This window comes from Aminobacter aminovorans (genome assembly GCF_900445235.1).
GTDB lineage: Bacteria > Pseudomonadota > Alphaproteobacteria > Rhizobiales > Rhizobiaceae > Aminobacter > Aminobacter aminovorans.
In genome coordinates this window covers 1,764,545-1,780,881 of sequence record NZ_UFSM01000001.1, presented here as the reverse complement: position 1 = coordinate 1,780,881, position 16,337 = coordinate 1,764,545, and the positions used below count along the sequence as shown (strand labels likewise).

Annotated in this window: 16 protein-coding genes; 8 read left to right on the top strand and 8 right to left on the bottom strand. The window is 64.2% G+C overall.

Translation table 11 applies throughout. The features are described 5' to 3' along the window. Window positions 1-13 precede the first annotated feature (13 nt). The 4 genes from DY201_RS08755 to DY201_RS08740 all read left to right on the top strand — a co-directional run bounded on the left by DY201_RS08755 (window position 14) and on the right by DY201_RS08740 (window position 4,905). Window positions 14-3,142 carry an efflux RND transporter permease subunit gene (locus DY201_RS08755; RefSeq protein WP_115730857.1) on the top strand — a complete coding sequence of 1,043 codons (3,129 nt, stop codon included), beginning with the start codon at window positions 14-16 and terminating at the stop codon, window positions 3,140-3,142. Window positions 3,143-3,275: 133 nt separating this feature from the next. Beyond that, complete coding sequence (locus DY201_RS08750; protein WP_115730856.1) at window positions 3,276-3,761, top strand: MaoC family dehydratase; 486 nt, start codon at window positions 3,276-3,278, stop codon at window positions 3,759-3,761. A gap of 121 nt (window positions 3,762-3,882) precedes the next feature. Then, window positions 3,883-4,533, top strand: coding sequence for a TetR/AcrR family transcriptional regulator (locus tag DY201_RS08745; protein ID WP_115730855.1), 651 nt, complete (start codon window positions 3,883-3,885; stop codon window positions 4,531-4,533). Window positions 4,534-4,656: 123 nt separating this feature from the next. Next, window positions 4,657-4,905: a DUF680 domain-containing protein gene (locus DY201_RS08740; protein ID WP_115730854.1), complete on the top strand. Its 249-nt coding sequence runs from the start codon at window positions 4,657-4,659 to the stop codon at window positions 4,903-4,905. Between the two features lie 92 nt (window positions 4,906-4,997). Here DY201_RS08740 and DY201_RS08735 read toward each other — a convergent pair whose 3' ends face one another. From DY201_RS08735 to DY201_RS08710, 6 genes are all read right to left on the bottom strand, one after another. Continuing rightward, window positions 4,998-5,219 carry a hypothetical protein gene (locus tag DY201_RS08735; RefSeq protein WP_115730853.1) on the bottom strand — a complete coding sequence of 74 codons (222 nt, stop codon included), beginning with the start codon at window positions 5,217-5,219 and terminating at the stop codon, window positions 4,998-5,000. A 148-nt stretch (window positions 5,220-5,367) separates the two neighbouring features. Further along, window positions 5,368-5,913, bottom strand: a complete 546-nt coding sequence (locus DY201_RS08730) for a sarcosine oxidase subunit gamma (protein WP_115730852.1) — start codon at window positions 5,911-5,913, stop codon at window positions 5,368-5,370. Continuing rightward, window positions 5,906-8,899: a sarcosine oxidase subunit alpha gene (locus DY201_RS08725; RefSeq protein WP_165915821.1), complete on the bottom strand. Its 2,994-nt coding sequence runs from the start codon at window positions 8,897-8,899 to the stop codon at window positions 5,906-5,908. Before DY201_RS08725 ends, DY201_RS08730 begins: the two co-directional genes overlap by 8 nt. Continuing rightward, complete coding sequence (locus DY201_RS08720; RefSeq protein ID WP_067958183.1) at window positions 8,899-9,279, bottom strand: sarcosine oxidase subunit delta; 381 nt, start codon at window positions 9,277-9,279, stop codon at window positions 8,899-8,901. The genes DY201_RS08725 and DY201_RS08720 overlap by 1 nt, the downstream gene beginning before the upstream one ends. A gap of 11 nt (window positions 9,280-9,290) precedes the next feature. Further along, a complete protein-coding gene (locus DY201_RS08715) occupies window positions 9,291-9,725 on the bottom strand; it encodes a hypothetical protein (RefSeq protein WP_067958181.1) in 435 nt (144 codons plus the stop codon). Continuing rightward, window positions 9,725-10,978, bottom strand: a complete 1,254-nt coding sequence (locus DY201_RS08710) for a sarcosine oxidase subunit beta (protein WP_115730850.1) — start codon at window positions 10,976-10,978, stop codon at window positions 9,725-9,727. Before DY201_RS08710 ends, DY201_RS08715 begins: the two co-directional genes overlap by 1 nt. Window positions 10,979-11,212: 234 nt before the next feature. Between DY201_RS08710 and DY201_RS08705 the strand changes: the two genes are divergently transcribed. The 3 genes from DY201_RS08705 (at window position 11,213) to DY201_RS08695 (ending at window position 13,615) form a co-directional block, all read left to right on the top strand. Further along, window positions 11,213-11,971, top strand: a complete 759-nt coding sequence (locus DY201_RS08705; protein WP_115730849.1) for an SDR family oxidoreductase — start codon at window positions 11,213-11,215, stop codon at window positions 11,969-11,971. Between the two features lie 120 nt (window positions 11,972-12,091). Further along, window positions 12,092-12,718 (top strand): flavodoxin family protein, encoded by a 627-nt coding sequence (locus tag DY201_RS08700; RefSeq protein WP_245431934.1) that lies wholly within the window; start codon window positions 12,092-12,094, stop codon window positions 12,716-12,718. A gap of 12 nt (window positions 12,719-12,730) precedes the next feature. Continuing rightward, entirely contained in the window at window positions 12,731-13,615 is an 885-nt protein-coding gene (locus DY201_RS08695; RefSeq protein ID WP_115730847.1) for a sigma-70 family RNA polymerase sigma factor, read from the top strand. A gap of 58 nt (window positions 13,616-13,673) precedes the next feature. Here DY201_RS08695 and DY201_RS08690 read toward each other — a convergent pair whose 3' ends face one another. Further along, a complete protein-coding gene (locus DY201_RS08690) occupies window positions 13,674-14,888 on the bottom strand; it encodes an MFS transporter (RefSeq protein WP_483458036.1) in 1,215 nt (404 codons plus the stop codon). A 95-nt stretch (window positions 14,889-14,983) separates the two neighbouring features. After that, window positions 14,984-15,811, bottom strand: a complete 828-nt coding sequence (locus DY201_RS08685; protein ID WP_165915820.1) for an AraC family transcriptional regulator — start codon at window positions 15,809-15,811, stop codon at window positions 14,984-14,986. A gap of 67 nt (window positions 15,812-15,878) precedes the next feature. Here DY201_RS08685 and DY201_RS08680 point away from each other — a divergent pair, with 67 nt between their 5' ends. Next, window positions 15,879-16,313: a DUF2000 domain-containing protein gene (locus DY201_RS08680; protein ID WP_245431933.1), complete on the top strand. Its 435-nt coding sequence runs from the start codon at window positions 15,879-15,881 to the stop codon at window positions 16,311-16,313. The last annotated feature ends 24 nt before the right edge of the window (window positions 16,314-16,337 follow it).

Sequence of the window (16,337 nt, the reverse complement as noted above, 5' to 3'; positions counted from 1 at the left end):
CGGGAGCGCCGACATGAGCACGATGCAGAACGACAACGCCGAAAAAGGTATCACCGCACTTTTCGTGCGCCGGCCGGTCCTGGCCTTCGTCATCAACACGCTGATCGTGGTTGCCGGCCTCGCTGCCTTCTACGGCGTCGAGGTGCGTGAGTTGCCCGACGTCGACCGGCCGGTCATCACGGTGTCGACGACCTATTCCGATGCGGCTGCCGAAATCGTCGACCGCGAGGTGACGGCGGTGGTCGAAGGTGCGGTGGCGCGCGTCACCGGCGTCAAGTCGATCTCGTCGAGCTCGTCCTACGGCAACAGCCGCGTCACGGTGGAATTCAACGACGGCGTCGACCTCAACGTCGCCGCCTCCGATATGCGCGACGCAGTCGGCCGGGTGACCAATTCGCTGCCTGACGACGCGGATGCGCCGCGCATCGTCAAGGCCGACGCCAATGCCGATGCGGTGATGCGCCTGGCGGTGACCTCCGACACCATGCCGGTCGAGGACATGACCATCCTGGTCGAAGACCAGATCGTCGACACGCTGGCCGCCGTCGACGGCGTCGCCGACGTGCAGACCTTTGGCGACCGTGCCAAGATATTCCGCGTCGACATCGACCAGGCCAAGGTGGCGAGCCTCGGTCTGACGCTGGCCGACATCTCGAACGCGTTGGCGAGCGTGTCGTTCGACGCACCTGCAGGTTCGCTGACCGTCGGCAATCAGGACCTGATCGTCCGCGCCAGTGCCGCCGTGACCACGCCCGAGGCCTTCGAGAGCATCATCATCAACGGCAAGACCAAGCTCGGCGACGTCGCCACCGTCACGCTCGGCGGTGACCCCGGCTCGACCTCATTGCGCTCCGACGGCAAGACCGGCATCGGCATCGGCATCGTGCGCCAGGCGCAGTCGAGCACGCTCGACATCTCCAAGGGCGTGCGCGCGGCGGCCGAGAAGATCCAGACCACCCTGCCCGCCGGCATGACCATCCGCGTCACCTCTGACGATGCGACCTTCGTCCAGGGCGCCATCCACGAGGTCGAAATCGCGCTGATCCTGTCGGTGACGATCGTGCTGATCGTCATCTACGCCTTCCTGCAGGACTGGCGCGCGACGCTGATCCCCGGTTTTGCCATGCCGGTGGCAATGATCGGCACCATCGCCGGCATCTATCTTGCCGGCTTCTCGGTCAACATCCTGACGCTTCTGGCGCTGGTTCTGGCGACAGGCCTCGTCGTCGACGACGCCATCGTCGTGCTCGAAAACATCGTGCGCCGCCGCAACGAGGGCATGGGCCCGCGGGCAGCTGCCGTACTCGGCACGCAGGAGGTGTTTTTCGCGGTGGTGGCAACGACGGCGACGCTAGCCGCGGTGTTCATCCCGATCTCGTTCCTTCCCGGCCAGACCGGCGGCCTGTTTCGCGAGTTCGGCTTCGTGCTGGCGATCTCCGTGCTTTTGTCATCGATCGTGGCGCTGTCACTGTGCCCGATGCTGGCCTCGCGCATGCTGACCGAAAAGAGCATCGAGCACAGCCATGGCGGCGTGCTCGGCAAGATCGGCACGAAGCTCGCCGCGCTCTACAAGCGCTGCCTGCATGCCTGCCTCAATGCGCCCGCCATCGTCATCCTGGTGTCGCTGCTGTTTGCCGGCGCCGCTTATGTCGCCTTCGGCGCCGTGCGCCAGGAACTGACGCCGACCGAGGACCGCTCGCTGGTGATGCTGCGCGTCTCCGCCCCGCAAGGCGTCAGCCTCGACTACACCGCCTCGCAGTTGCGCCGCATCGAGGGCCTGATCGAACCGCTGCGCAAGTCGGGAGAGATCGAGAGCACCTTCGTCAGCGCAGGCATGGGCAACAACAACAACAGCGGCTTCATGGTGCTGTCGCTGGCGCCGTGGAGCGAGCGCAGCCGCACCCAGCAGGAGATTGCTGCCGACATCCTGGCCCGCACCAGCCAGGTGCCCGGGGTGCGCACCACTGTCGGCCAGCCCAACAGTCTGGGCATCCGCGGCGCCGGCAACGGCCTTCAGTTCGCGCTGATCGGCAACAGCTATGCCGACCTCGGCACCGCCGCCACCAAGGTGCTGGCCGAGATGGAGAAGGATCCGCGCTTCCGCCAGCCCCGGCTTTCGACCGACGCCAACCAGCCGCAGTTGTTCGTCACCGTCGACCGGGAGCGCGCCTCCGACCTTGGCATCGACATCAAGGGGCTGTCGCCAGCCTTGCAGGCGATGCTCGACGGCCGCAAGATCACCAGCGTCTTCATCGAGGACCGCAGCTATGACGTGAAGCTGGTCTCGACCACCAACCCGATCAACGATTCGACCGACCTCGAGAACATCTTTATCAGGACGACCGACGGCCGCTTCGTGCCGGTATCGACGATCGCCACGCTCAGCGAACGTGCAGTGCCGCCGTCGCTGTCGCGCGAGCAGCAGCAGCGCTCGGTCGCCATCACCGCCGGACTTGCCGACGACTTCGCGCTCGGCGAAGCGCTGAAGCAGGCCGATCAGATCGCAGCACCCGTGCTGCCCGCGGGCAGTCGCCTGTTGCCGCTCGCCGAGGCGGCGACGCTGAACGAGACCAGCGGCAGCATGTTGACGATCTTCGGCTTTGCCATCGTCATCATTCTTCTGGTGTTGGCAGCGCAATTCGAGAGCTTCGTCTCGGCGGTCATCATCATGGCGACCGTGCCGCTCGGTCTCGCCTGCGCCGTCTTCGCGCTGATCCTGACCGGCACCTCGCTCAACGCCTACAGCCAGATCGGGCTTGTGCTGCTTGTCGGCGTCATGGCCAAGAACGGCATCCTTGTGGTCGAGTTCGCCAACCAGTTGCGCGACCGCGGCATGGGCGTGCGCCAGGCGATCGAGGAAGCGGCGACCATCCGGCTGCGGCCTGTGATGATGACGATGATCTGTACCGTGCTCGGCGGCCTGCCATTGGTGCTGGCGCAAGGTGCCGGCGCGGAGGCCCGCATCGCGCTCGGCTGGGTGATCGTCGGCGGCCTCGGGCTTGCGACGATCTCGACGCTGTTCCTGACGCCGGTGGCCTATCTGCTGCTCGGCCGCTTCATCACGCCGAAGGTTGCCGAGGAGAGCCGCCTCAAGCGCGAGCTCGAAGAAGCCGCCTACACCGGCGTCGAGCCGGCCGAGTAGCAAAATCATCTGCTGAAACTGGCCCGTCTGCGACTGTTTTGGCGCCGCAAGCGATGACATGGCGTGTCTGATTCTGTATCAGTCCTCGCAGTTACAGCGCCGCATGACTTTTTCTTATGCAGGACAGGATGCAATGAGCCTGAAATCGATCACCCTCGACGAACTTCAGGCCAACCTCGGCAAGGAGGTTGGCGTTTCGCCATGGCGTATCGTCACCCAGCGCATGATCGACCAATTCGCCGACGCGACCGACGACCATCAGTTCATCCATTGCGACCCCGACCGTGCTGCGGCCGAAACGCCTTTCGGCGGCACCATCGCGCACGGCTTCCTGACCTTGTCCCTGCTTTCGGCGATGACCTTCGACACGCTGCCTTCGGTCGAAGGCGGCAGCATGGGCATTAACCAGGGTTTCGAGGAGCTGAAATTCGTCGCCCCTGTGAAAACCGGCTCGCGCATCCGCACCCGCTTCGTCCTTTCTGGCCTGAAGATCCGCCCGTCCGGCTGGATCCAGGCGACGCATGATGTGACGATCGAGATCGAGGACCAGAAGAAGCCGGCATTGACGGCGCGCTGGCTGACCATGACGTTCGTCGAGCCCAAGCGCGAAACCGCCTGACCCCTGGCCGCCCCTCAGCCGGCCTTAGTCCCGATGAGCTACGTCGTTGATCGCCTTGCCGCATCATTGGCCGGCGTATAGACTCGGCCAATCTGATCAAGGGAAGTAGTAGGGCGGGTTCTTGTCCAGCAGTGCAGCACAGCGACGCGAACTCCAGAAGGCCGAACTCAGGGCCGAACTGGTGGCGGCAGCCCACGCGCTGGTGCGGGAAGAGGGCTACGAAGGCCTGACGATCCGCAAGCTCGCGACGAGGGTCGGCTATGCGCCGATGTCGGTCTATTCCTATTTCGCCGACAAACAGGAAATCCTGATGGCGCTGGCCGAGGATGCCTTTGCCGACTTGGCACGGCGGATGCGGCAGAACCAACCCGAGGATCCCGTCGAGGCGATGCGGGCAGCACTCAGCGAATATGCGGAATTCGGCCTCGGCAATCCGAACGAATACCGCACCGTGTTCATGACCGAGAAGCTGAAGCATCCGCCTGAAGAGACGTTCGACGAGATGGAACGGGAGAACCCGGCTTTCCAGATCATCATCGAGCGGGTGCATGCCTGCCTTGCCGGCGGCGTGCTGAAAGGCGACGCCCGCGCCATCGCGACGGCGCTGTGGACCGTAGCACACGGCTCGGTTTCACTGCTGATCACCTTCCCCTTCTACCCCTTCGGTGATCCGAAGGCCTATGTGATGCGGATGGGCGACCTGGCCATGGCGGGTCTTGCCGCCAGCGAGACGCCGCCGCTCACCGACGAACCCGGAAAGTGCCCTGGGTAGCAGTGCAGTCAGTGCATCCTAGATAATTTCGTACGCGTACGGTTTACCCCTTGCAAAACGCAAGGTGCGGCCGTATCTGTAAGTTGTACCGTACATGTACGGCAAAAGTTTACGGAGATGACAATGCGACGGACTATTCTGGCGCTCGCGGCTCTCGCCGCGACGAGCGGCTTTGCAATGGCAAACGACACCCACAAGACGACGCACGAGCCCACTGTGTGCAGCCAAACCGTATCCGGCAAGAAGCTGGACTGCGGTTCGACGGGCTCGGTCAGCAACGATCGCGGCCCGGCAACCACCAACTCGATCAGCGCGGAGAAGCCGCGCGTCGGCATCGACGTCAATCCCTGGATTGTGCCGAGCTTCAACTGAACCCAGGTTCAGGAATGAGAAAAGCCGCCCATGGGCGGCTTTTTCGTTGCTGGGCTCTCGTCGGCATGTCCGGATTGGCAAGCAGACGAGGGCTAGTGCTTGCCGGCCCCGCCCTTGGCAGCGCCGGTTGGCGAACCGGAAATCGTCGTCGAGGTTACCGACACCGGGTCACTGGCCGGGAAACTGTCCTCCAGCCCCTCGTCCAGTTCTTCCTGCAGGACGTCCTGGTCCTTGGGCCTGGCGTCGCTGCGACGCGCGCGCCTTTCGCGCTTCGGCCGGATGTTGCCGGGGCTTTGCACTGGCGTGGATGGCATCGCGTTGTCCTCTCTTCAATGTCGAGAACAAACGCCTGCCCTGCCCCCGAGGTTCCCTTGGCACAGGGCATCCGCCCTGCGCTGGACTAGCCGTCTTGATGGAGCATGATCTTACAGAAAAGCGGCACCCACTTTTCGGGATCATGCTCTAGGCGTCGCGCGCGGCCTCGGACAGGAAACCCCAGACATAGTCGGAGAACGAGCGCCAGCATTCCAGACGGAAAGCGTCCTCGCCGGTCCTGAGCAGCACTATCTCGACCTTGCCGAGCACCGTGCGCGAGGCAGCACCCACCGGGAAAGCCTGAAGCGACAGATCCTGCGGGCAGCCGGCATTGATGGTAGCGGCTGCATTGGGGCCGACGATCGCGATGCCGACATTGCGATGCGACACGTCGACAGCCGAGTGCAGCCCCTTGACCGAGCCGCAGTCGGCGACAGGGTCGCCGGCCTCATCGATGACCAGCCATTCGTCCGGACCGAGCCAGAGCACGGTGCGTCCAGCCTTGGCGGCCGAGCTCTTGGGCTTCTCAGGCAGGACGATTCCGAGCGCCTTGGACAGCGCCGCGATGGCAGCCGGGCGGGCACGCAGCGACATGCGGCTGGCCGGCTCCAGCACCTTCAGCGAAACGCCGTGCCCACCGAGGCTCTTGCCGGCATGCGCCGGATGTCGGGTGGCGATTGCGACCTTAGCCATTGAGGCGGTCTCCCTTCTCGTCGAAGAACACGGTTCCGGTAACTTCCACCTCGATGACGCCGTCGGGCATCGGCACATAGAGCGTTTCGCCGATACGGTCGCGACCACCCAGGACGAGGCCCATGGCGATCGAGCGGTCGCAATTGGCCGACCAGTAGCTCGACGTGACGTGGCCGATCATCTTCATCGGGATCGCCTGCTTGGGGTTCTCGACAATCTGGGCACCCTCTTCGAGCACGGTGCGTGGATCCTTGGTCTTGAGGCCAACCAGTTGCTTGCGGCCCTTGGCCAGAAGATCGGGGCGCGTCATGCCGCGAATACCGACGAAATCGGTCTTCTTCTTGCCGACGGCCCAGTCGAGGCCGGCGTCATTGGGCGTGACGGTGCCGTCAGTGTCCTGGCCGACGATGATGTAGCCCTTCTCGGCGCGGAGCACGTGCATCGCCTCTGTGCCATAGGCGCAGGCGCCGTGCTTCTGGCCCTCGGCCCACAAAGCTTCCCACACCGCACGGCCATAGTCGGCCGGCACGTTGACCTCGAAGCCGCGGTCGCCGGTGAACGACATGCGGAACAGCCTCGTCGGCACACCACAAATCTTGCCCTCGCGCACCGACATGTGCGGCATGGTTTCATCGGACATGTCGATGCCCTCGACCAGCGGCGCGATGATGTCACGCGAGTTCGGACCCTGGACGGCGATGACCGCCCACTGCTCGGAAACGGAGGTCAACCAGACGTCGAGATTGGGGAACTCGGTCTGGAGATAGTCTTCCATGTGGTTCATGACGCGGGCAGCGCCGCCTGTCGTCGTGGTGACGTGGAAGCGGTCGGCGGCAAGACGGCCGACGACGCCGTCGTCATAAATGAAGCCATCCTCGCGCAGCATGATGCCATAGCGGCAGCGGCCGACTTCGAGCTTTTCCCACGGGTTGGTGTAGAGCAGTTCCATGAACTTGGCGGCATCCGGGCCGACGACCTCGATCTTGCCGAGGGTGGAGGCGTCGAACAGGCCGGCGGTCTTGCGTACGGTTACGCATTCGCGGTCGACGGCGGCATGCATGTCCTCGCCGGCGCGTGGAAAATACCAGGCACGCTTCCACTGGCCGACATCCTCGAAGACCGCGCCATGGCTCTCGGCCCAGTTGTGGGTCGGGGTCTTGCGCGTCGGATCGAACAGGCCGTGACGGGCATGGTTGACGATGGCGCCAAAGGTGACAGGCGTGTAGGGGGCGCGGAAGGTGGTGAGGCCGACGGCTGGGATGTCCTTGTTCAACGCCTCGGCCGCGATGGCGAGGCCGTGCATGTTGGACGTCTTGCCCTGGTCGGTGGCCATGCCGTTGGTGGTGAAGCGCTTGACGTGCTCGATCGAGCGCATGCCTTCATGCACTGCCTGGCGGATATCCTTGGCGGTGACGTCGTTCTGGAAGTCGACGAAGGCCTTGACCGTGGTACCGGCACCGGCGCCCGGGCCGGAACCGAGCATGCCGCCGGTCCAGCCTTCGGAAGCCTCGACCTTGAGCGTGACACCCTTGGTTGACTTGGCCCCGGCATCGCGGGCGGCGTTGGCGCCGGCCTCAAGCGCCTGCGCGACGGTGTCTTCGAGCGAGTCGGAGCCGTTGCAGGCGCCGACCGAGACGCAATCCTGGGCATAGGTGCCGGGCAGGAAACGCTTGGTGGCGTCGTCGAAAGCAACCTTGCCGCGCGACTGCGAGAACATGTGCACCGATGGCGTCCAGCCGGCTGACATCAGCAACGCGTCGACGGCAATGGTGCGCTCGGCGCCCCCGCCCTTGGCCTGGACGGTCATCGACTTGATGCGCTGGTTGCCATTGGCACTGGTCACCGCACGGCCATGATTGACCTCGATGCCGAGCGCGCGGGCCTCATCGACAAGCGGGCCGGACGGGTTGTCGCGCAGGTCGACGATGGCGGCGACGCCGACCCCGGCCTTCTTGAGGTCGATGGCTGCAGCATAGGCGCTGTCATTGGCGGTGTAGACGCCAACCTGTCTGCCGACGACGACACCGTAGTGGTTAAGGAACGTGCGCGCGGCAGATGCCAGCATCACGCCGGGCCGGTCGTTGTTGGCGAACACCATGTGGCGTTCGATGGCGCCGGTGGCGATGACGACGCGCCTGGCGCGCACTTGCCACAGCCGCTCGCGCGGTTCGTCGCGGCCCGGACGCGCGAGATGATCGGTGACGCGCTCGACGAGGCCGACGAAGTTCTGCGCGTAGTAGCCGAAGGCCGTGGTGCGCGACAGCACGGTGACGTTGTCCATGGCGGCCAGCTTCGCCACCGTTGCCTGGGCCCAGCTCCAGCCATCCTGGCCATCGATGACGGCACCCTTTTCATAACGCAGCGCGCCGCCGAAATCGGCCTGCTCGTCACAGATGATGACGCGCGCCCCGGTTTCCGCCGCTGCGAGAGCCGCAGCCAGGCCGGCAGCACCACCACCGAGCACCAGCACCTCGCAATGGGCGTAGCGGGCCGAATAGTGGTCGGGATCGGGCTGGTCGGGTGCGACACCGAGGCCGGCCGCAGCGCGGATGTTGGGCTCGTAGAACTTGTGCCAGGCCGCCTTCGGCCACATGAAGGTCTTGTAGTAGAAGCCGGCCGAGAACATCGGCGACGCCAGGTCGTTGACAGCGCCGACGTCGAAGGAAAGCGACGGCCAGCGGTTCTGCGAACTGACGGTAAGCCCATCATAAAGCTCCTGCACCGTGGCCCGCACGTTGGGAGTCTTGCGGGCGGCATCGCGTTCGACAGTGACCAGTGCGTTGGGTTCTTCGGCGCCGGCAGACAGAATGCCGCGCGGACGGTGATACTTGAACGAGCGGCCGACGAGGTGGACGCCATTGGCAAGCAGCGCCGACGCCACGGTGTCGCCGGCAAGACCGGTCATCGCCTTGCCGTCGAAGGTGAAGCGCGCGGTCTTGGCCGGCGTCAGGCGGCCCTGGCCGGAAATGCGGTACGAACCGGCCATCATGCCTCTCCCTTGTTCGAGCGTTTTGCCTTGGGCTTTTCGTTGAGCTGGTCAGGCGGGCGGTTGGCCCAGGCGGCCGGGCCGGCCTCGGCCGCGATTTTTTCGAGGTCCGGCTTGGGCTCGCCGGCCTTGTAGGTCAGAAGGAAACGGTCGGTGATGGTGTCGCGGGCGGCGTTGAAGAAACGCGCGCAGCCATGGATATGGCGCCAACGCTCGAAGATGACGCCCTTCGGGTTCGAGCGGATGAAAAAGAACTTCTCGAAGTCCTCGTCGCTCTCCGCAGCGATGTTGCTCGAGCGCGCTATATGCGCCTCGCCGGCGTTGCGGAACTCGAGCTCGGGACGCTCTTCCTCGCAATAGGGGCAGTGAATGAGAAGCATCTTGATGATCCCTAGAGTTCGCCGGGGCCGACAATGGTGCCTTGCGGCTGGTCGCAAAGCCGCTGCCCCAAGGCCTCGAACGGGGCGACGCGCTTGATCAGCGTCTCGACGTTGTCGGCCGGCAGGAACAGGTCGCGGCTTGAGATATTGAGAAAGGTGAGCTCGAACGGGTTGGCCGAGACGATGACGTGCCGACCGGGCGCAGCGTCGTGCTCGTCGTCGGGATCGTCGGGCGTTTCGATAAAGGAAACGACCCGGCGCCCGCCACTCCAGACGCAGGCGAGCAGGCCTGAAGCGACCGAGAACGGCCACTCCGCTTCGTTGTCGCTGCGGCTGATCGTCTGGAGCCGGACCTCGCCGGCATCAGGTACGTGCAGCATGCCCTTTTCGTCGGCAAGGACGAAGGGCGCGGCCACGGCCGCTATGGTGGCGGCGAGCGCTGTCATCAGTGGGCGACGGCCGCCGCTGCCGCTTCGTCGATGAGGCGGCCGGTGCGGAAGCGCTCGATCGTGAAAGGCGCATTGATCGGGTGCGGCTCGTCACGCGCGATGGTGTGGGCGAAGACGTTGCCCGAACCTGGCGTCGCCTTGAAGCCGCCCGTGCCCCAGCCGCAATTGACGTAGAGTCCCGGCACCGGCGTCTTGGCCAGGATCGGCGAACGATCCGGCGTGACGTCGACGATGCCGCCCCATGAGCGCAGCATCTTCATGCGCGTGAACATCGGAAACATCTCGCAGATGGCGTCGAGCGTATGGTTGATGATGTGCAGGCCGCCGGTCTGCGAATAAGAGATGTACTGGTCAGTGCCGGCGCCGATGACCAGTTCGCCCTTGTCGGACTGCGAGATGTAGGCGTGCACGGTGTTTGACATCACCACGCAAGGGAATACCGGCTTGACCGGCTCCGACACCAGCGCCTGCAGCGGATAGCTTTCGAGCGGCATGCGCACGCCGGCCATGTTCATGATCACCGAGGTGTGGCCGGCGGCAACGACGCCGACCTTCTTGGCGCCGATGAAGCCCTTCGAGGTCTCGACGCCCGAGACACGGCCGTCGGGCGTACGGCGCACGCCTGTCACTTCGCAATTCTGGATGATGTGTACGCCGCGATCGGAGGCGCCGCGGGCATAGCCCCAGGCAACCGCGTCGTGGCGGGCGGTGCCACCGCGGCGCTGCAAGGCAGCGCCAACAACGGGATAGCGTGCCGAGGCCGAGATGTTGAGCGGCGGGCAGAACTCCCGCGCCTGCTCGGGCGTCAACCATTCATTGTCGATGCCGTTCAGCCGGTTGGCGTGCACGTGACGCTTCAGCACCTGCACGTCGTGGACGTTGTGCGCCAGCATCATCACGCCGCGCGCCGAATACATGACGTTGTAGTTGAGGTCCTGGCTGAGCCCGTCCCACAGCTTCAGGGCGTGGTCGTAGATGCCGGCCGATTCGTCATAGAGGTAGTTGGAGCGGATGATGGTGGTGTTGCGGCCAGTGTTGCCACCACCAAGCCAGCCCTTTTCCAGCACCGCGACATTGGTGATGCCGTGCTCCTTGGCGAGATAATAGGCGGTCGCCAGGCCATGGCCACCGGCGCCGACAATGACGACGTCGTATTCGCTTTTCGGCTCAGGTGAGGACCACTGTTCCTCCCAGCCCTTGTGTCCCCGCATCGCCTCACGGGCTATGGCAAAAACCGAATATTTCCGCATTTTTCAGGGCCTCGCTGATGCCGGAAGCTTGGGAGCGCGAGGTGTAGCACTAGCGAAATCCGACGACCAGCCTTAGACTGTTTGCGACGGGGCCTGCCGTTTTGCGCCACCTGTTTGCGACAACCGTTTCACCGCGGATTCCCGCCGCACGTATCGGGTGGCCCGGCGAGCAACGAATTGCGACCTCTGGGTCAGAGCCGGTTGCCTCCGGCCGAAACGCCCACAGGAGCAGATATGTTCGATCTGAATGGAAAAACTGCAATCGTCACCGGAGCAAGCTCGGGTATCGGCCGCGCGACGGCGACGCTGTTTGCGCGGCAAGGCGCGCGCCTGGTGCTTGCAGCGCGTGGCGCCGCCGCATTGGAAGCGCTCGCCAGGGAAATCCGCGCCGACGGCGGCCAGGCTGCAGCATTTGCCGGCGACGTCAGGGACGAGGCCTTTGCCCGGGCCCTTGTCGAGAAGGCAGAGGCGCAGTTCGGCGGCCTCGACATCGCCTTCAACAATGTCGGCCTCGTCGGCGAGATGGGCCCGATCACCGGGCTGGAACTGGCAAGCTGGACCGAGGTGATGGAGACCAACCTGACCAGCGCCTATCTCGGCGCGAAATACCAGATCCCGGCAATGCTGGAGCGTGGTGGCGGCTCACTGATCTTCACGTCGACCTTCGTCGGCCACACAGTCGGCATGCCAGGCATGGCAGCCTACGCCGCAAGCAAGGCCGGGTTGATCGGCCTGACGCAGGTTCTGGCTGCCGAATACGGCGCGCAAGGCATCCGCGTCAATGCGCTGCTGCCAGGCGGCACCGACACTCCGATGGCAACCTTCAAGACCGCCGACGAGCGTGCCTTCGTCGAGGGGCTGCATGCGCTGAAGCGCATTGCCCAGCCCGAGGAGATCGCCCGCTCGGCGCTCTATCTCGCCTCGGAAGCCTCGAGCTTCACCACGGGTGCCGCCCTGCTTGCCGATGGCGGGGTGTCGATCAACCGGCTCTGAGTACCCGCCCGAAAAAAGCCGCGCCGGGAGGCGCGGCTTAGGAGAGTTCAGCGGGCATGTCACTTTCTGCGATGCTGTCTTGTCATGACTTCTGTAACAACATCAGCACAGGACCTGACCATGGACAACATTGCGGCCGCCCGCGGCTCGACGCGCATCGTAATCGTCTATCACAGTGGCTACGGCCATACGCGGCGTCAGGCGGAGGCAGTCAAAGCGGGGGCCCTCGACGTCGCCGGGGTCGAGGCATTTCTGCTGCCGGTTGAAGCAGTCGACCGGCATTGGGACGATCTCAACAGCGCGCAAGCCATCATCTTTGGCGCGCCGACCTATATGGGCGCCGCGTCCGCGCCATTCAAAACCTTCTCGGAAGCGACATCGAGGACAGTGATGGCCAAAGGCTATCTGTGGAAAGACAAGCTCGCGGCAGGCTTCACCAACTCAGGCGCGCGCTCCGGCGACAAGCTGTCCACATTGATCCAGTTCGCGCTGTTTGCGGCACAGCACGGCATGCACTGGATCAATCTCGACCTGCCGCCGTCCAACAGCTCCTCGACAGGATCGGAAGCCGAACTGAACAGGCTAGGCTTCTGGCTGGGAGCCGCAGCACAGTCCAACACCGATGAAGGCCCTGAAACAGCACCACCCGAATCCGATCTCGCCACCGCCCGCCATCTGGGAAAGCGGGTCGCCAATACAGCACTTCAGTTTGCACGTGGGCGTGACGTCGTTTCGGCGTCAGCTTAGTCTGGAGCGCAGATGAGCGAGATTTCGTTGACCACAGCATTCGCCGATCTGCGTCCGGGCCTTGTCCGGCTCGCCTATCGGATGTTGGGATCCGTCGCCGATGCGGAGGATGTCGTTCATGACGCCTGGCTGCGCTGGCTCGCCGCCGACCGTAACATGGTGGACGAGCCGGCCGCCTACCTGCGGACCATAGTCACGCGCCTGTGCCTCAACGAACTCAAGTCGACCCGGCGTCTGCGCGAGACCTATATCGGCCCCTGGCTGCCGGATCCGATCTTCGACCCTGAAGACGAGGAACCGGCAGATGACATCACGCTTCCGCTGATGATCGCGCTGGAACGCCTGTCACCTTTGGAGCGTGCGGCCTTTCTTTTGCACGACGTGTTCGGGTTGAAATTCGAGGCGGTGGCCGAGGCGATCGGGCGCGAAGCCGCCAACTGCCGCAAGCTCGCCAGCCGGGCACGCACGCATATTCATGACGCCCGGCCGCGCTTCGCCGTACCGAAAGAAGAAGGCCTGCGTTTCGCCACAGCCTTCTTCAACGCATCGAGAACAGGCGATCTCGCGGCATTGCGCACCATGCTCGCCGAGGATGTCGTCACTTATGCCGATGGTGGCGGCCAGGTGGCGGCGCCGTCCCGACCCTTGGTCGGGATCGAAGCCGTGATGGCGCGGCATGCCGGCCTGGCGCGGCTGTTTGCCGTGCGTCCCTCGCAACTGGTTCGCTACGTGATGATCGACGGCTTGCCGGGCTTCATCACCGTCGAAGAGGCAACCACGGTCCAGACGACAGCCCTGAACGTCGAACACGGAAAGGTCGTCGCGATCTATGTGACGCGCAATCCCGACAAGCTGCGCAACGTCGTGGATTTCGGGGCAACAGCCGCCGGAGCATAAGCCAAGGCCGGTTCCCGCCAAGCGGGTCTCCGGGATCATGCTCCAGCTGTTACTTTCCTCAGTCCACGCCGAGGCGCGCGGCTTTCATATTGGGCAGGAACACCGTCAGCAGGCCCAGCATCGGCAGGAACGAGCAGAGCTTGAAGACATATTCGATGCCACGTGAGTCGGCGATCACGCCGAGGACCGCGGCAGCGATGCCACCGATGCCGAAGGCGAAACCAAAGAAGATCCCGGCGATGAGACCGACGCGGCCGGGCACGAGTTCCTGCGCGAAGACGACGATGGCCGAGAAGGCCGACGCCAGGATCAGGCCGATGAGCACCGTCAGCACCTTGGTCCAGAACAGGTCGGCATAAGGCAGCATCAGCGTAAAGGGCAGCACGCCGAGGATCGAGAACCAGATCACCGTCTTGGCGCCGAAGCGGTCGCCGATCGGACCGCCGAGGAAGGTGCCGAGTGCTGCCGAACCGAGGAACAGGAACAGCAGGTACTGCGATTCCTGCACCGACACGCCGAAACGCTCGATGACATAGAAGGTGTAGTAGCTCGACAGGCTGGCGGTGTAGGCCTGCTTGGAGCAGACCAGGATGGCGAGCACGACCAGCGCCGATATGACCTTGTTGCGCGGCAGCGGGTTGAACAAGGTCGGTGCGGCGCGCTTGGCGGCGCTGACGATGTGGCGGCTGTACCAGACGCTGACGCGGATCAAGACGACGATGCCGACCATCGCGGCGATGGAGAACCAGGCGATGCCGCCCTGCCCCAAAGGCACGACGATGAGCGCAGCGAGCAGCGGCCCGAGCGCCGAGCCGAAATTGCCGCCGACCTGGAACAGCGACTGGGCAAGACCGAAACGGCCACCGGAAGCGAGGCGCGCCACACGCGAGGACTCAGGATGGAAGATCGCCGAGCCGAGGCCGACAAAGGCCGAGCCGACAAGCAGCATCTCGTAGCTATGCGCGAAGGCGAGCGTCAGGAGGCCGATCAGCGTCAGGCACATGCCGACGGGCAACGAGAACGGCAGTGGCTTCTTGTCGGTGTACATGCCGATGACCGGCTGCAGCAGCGAGGCGGTGACCTGGAAGGTCGTGGTCAGAAGGCCGATTTGCCAGAAGTCGAGATGATAGTCGTTCTTCAGCATCGGATAGAGCGACGAGATCAGCGACTGCATCACGTCGTTAAGGAAATGGCTGAAGCTGACCGCGAGAAGAATTGCCATCACCGTGCCATCGGCGGACGACGATCGGTTTGATATGGCTGTATCGGTCACGGCAAAACTCCGGGCGCATTTCAAGGGACAGGCTGACATAGACCCGGAGGCCGCGCCTTTCATGGTGCACGCTGCGGTACTGTACAGTCCAGTCGTCAGGAATGGCCTGTCCCCGCCAGGGCAGCGAAGCGGCCCGGCGTAATGCCGAAACGGGCACGGAAATGACGCGTCATGTGGCTCTGGTCGGCGAAGCCCGATGCGGCAGCGGCCTCGGCCAACCCTTCGCCCGCAGCCATGCAGGATCGGGCGTGAGCGAGCCTGCGCCCCAGAAGATAACGGTGCGGCGAAGTTCCGAGAAGCCGGCGGAAAGCACGGGAAAGCTCGAAGCGGTCGAGACCGGTGATACGTTCGAGATCGCCTGAGGTCACCTGCTGGTCGAACGCCTCGGTGAGGAACTCCCGCGCCGTGGCAATCTTTTCGACTGGCAAAGCGTTCGCGCGCTGCGGCTTGGCGCCGTCGCTGCGCCGGGAAAGTTGCGCGGCGACGTCTGCTATGAAGGCGTCGGCCTGCAGCGGCTCCATCGGATTGGGGAAATCGGCGAAAGCGTCGTCGATCAGTGCGACAAGCTCAGTGTCGCGCTCGACCACGCCAGGTACGAAAGGCAGGAGACTGTCGCGGCCGAGCGCCCGGCAGACGAGCCAGGGCTCGACATAGAGCATGCGGTAGGAAAACCCGTCAGGCACTCCGGCATGGCCGTCATGCACCTCGTCGGGATGGATGACCATGCACTCATCCTGGACGCTTATCCTGTCGCTGCCGCGATAGCGGAAGGCCTGCGCACCCGACAGCGTGTGGCCGACGGCATAGGTTTCGTGTCGGTGTGGATCATAGGCATGACCGCCGAAGCGCGCGACCAGACGCTGCAGCCCGTGGACCGGTTCGTCAGTGGCGATGAAGTCTTCGGTCCTCAGGACTCGGGTCATCAAGCGGGTCCGCGCTGGCTCAAACCGCAATGTCGTCATCCCTGCACAAACGTTCAAGACCCTGACGTTGGACACCGCTAGCCTTGGCGCCATGATCTATCCGACCAAAACCGCTCTCATCCTCCTCTACGAACTCGCCGAATGGCAGAAGGTGAATGTCTCAGCCTTCCTGACCGGCGGCCTTATGCACGGCTATCCCGAAATGGCCGGTGAACCTTATAAGGACAATGACGACAACTTCTATCTCGCGATGATCCGCGAGCCGGTCTTCGTCTATGGCGCGGATTCCCAGACGATAAGGCGGACCTTCGAGCGGGCGCGTTCGCGTGGCATGGCGTTTTCGATCTACACCCGGCCGCTGTTTGCGACCAGCAACGACGCCGACAACCGCGCCTCGGTGGCGGCGACGCCGGCGGCCGAGCTCGACATTGTCGGTCTCGGCCTGCACGGCGAACGCAAGCTCGTCGACAAGATCGTCAACGGGCTGAAGTTCCTAGCCTAACCCAAATCCAGGAAAACTGTGACG

Coding starts and splice junctions, on each gene's coding strand:
- DY201_RS08700 (WP_245431934.1), top strand. CDS start 12,092: ATGGACAACATTGCGGCCGCCCGCGGCTCGACGCGCATCGTAATCGTC.
- DY201_RS08735 (WP_115730853.1), bottom strand. CDS start 5,219: ATGCCATCCACGCCAGTGCAAAGCCCCGGCAACATCCGGCCGAAGCGC.
- DY201_RS08715 (WP_067958181.1), bottom strand. CDS start 9,725: ATGACAGCGCTCGCCGCCACCATAGCGGCCGTGGCCGCGCCCTTCGTC.
- DY201_RS08730 (WP_115730852.1), bottom strand. CDS start 5,913: ATGGCTAAGGTCGCAATCGCCACCCGACATCCGGCGCATGCCGGCAAG.
- DY201_RS08695 (WP_115730847.1), top strand. CDS start 12,731: ATGAGCGAGATTTCGTTGACCACAGCATTCGCCGATCTGCGTCCGGGC.
- DY201_RS08750 (WP_115730856.1), top strand. CDS start 3,276: ATGAGCCTGAAATCGATCACCCTCGACGAACTTCAGGCCAACCTCGGC.
- DY201_RS08755 (WP_115730857.1), top strand. CDS start 14: ATGAGCACGATGCAGAACGACAACGCCGAAAAAGGTATCACCGCACTT.
- DY201_RS08725 (WP_165915821.1), bottom strand. CDS start 8,899: ATGGCCGGTTCGTACCGCATTTCCGGCCAGGGCCGCCTGACGCCGGCC.
- DY201_RS08720 (WP_067958183.1), bottom strand. CDS start 9,279: ATGCTTCTCATTCACTGCCCCTATTGCGAGGAAGAGCGTCCCGAGCTC.
- DY201_RS08740 (WP_115730854.1), top strand. CDS start 4,657: ATGCGACGGACTATTCTGGCGCTCGCGGCTCTCGCCGCGACGAGCGGC.
- DY201_RS08705 (WP_115730849.1), top strand. CDS start 11,213: ATGTTCGATCTGAATGGAAAAACTGCAATCGTCACCGGAGCAAGCTCG.
- DY201_RS08710 (WP_115730850.1), bottom strand. CDS start 10,978: ATGCGGAAATATTCGGTTTTTGCCATAGCCCGTGAGGCGATGCGGGGA.
- DY201_RS08685 (WP_165915820.1), bottom strand. CDS start 15,811: ATGACCCGAGTCCTGAGGACCGAAGACTTCATCGCCACTGACGAACCG.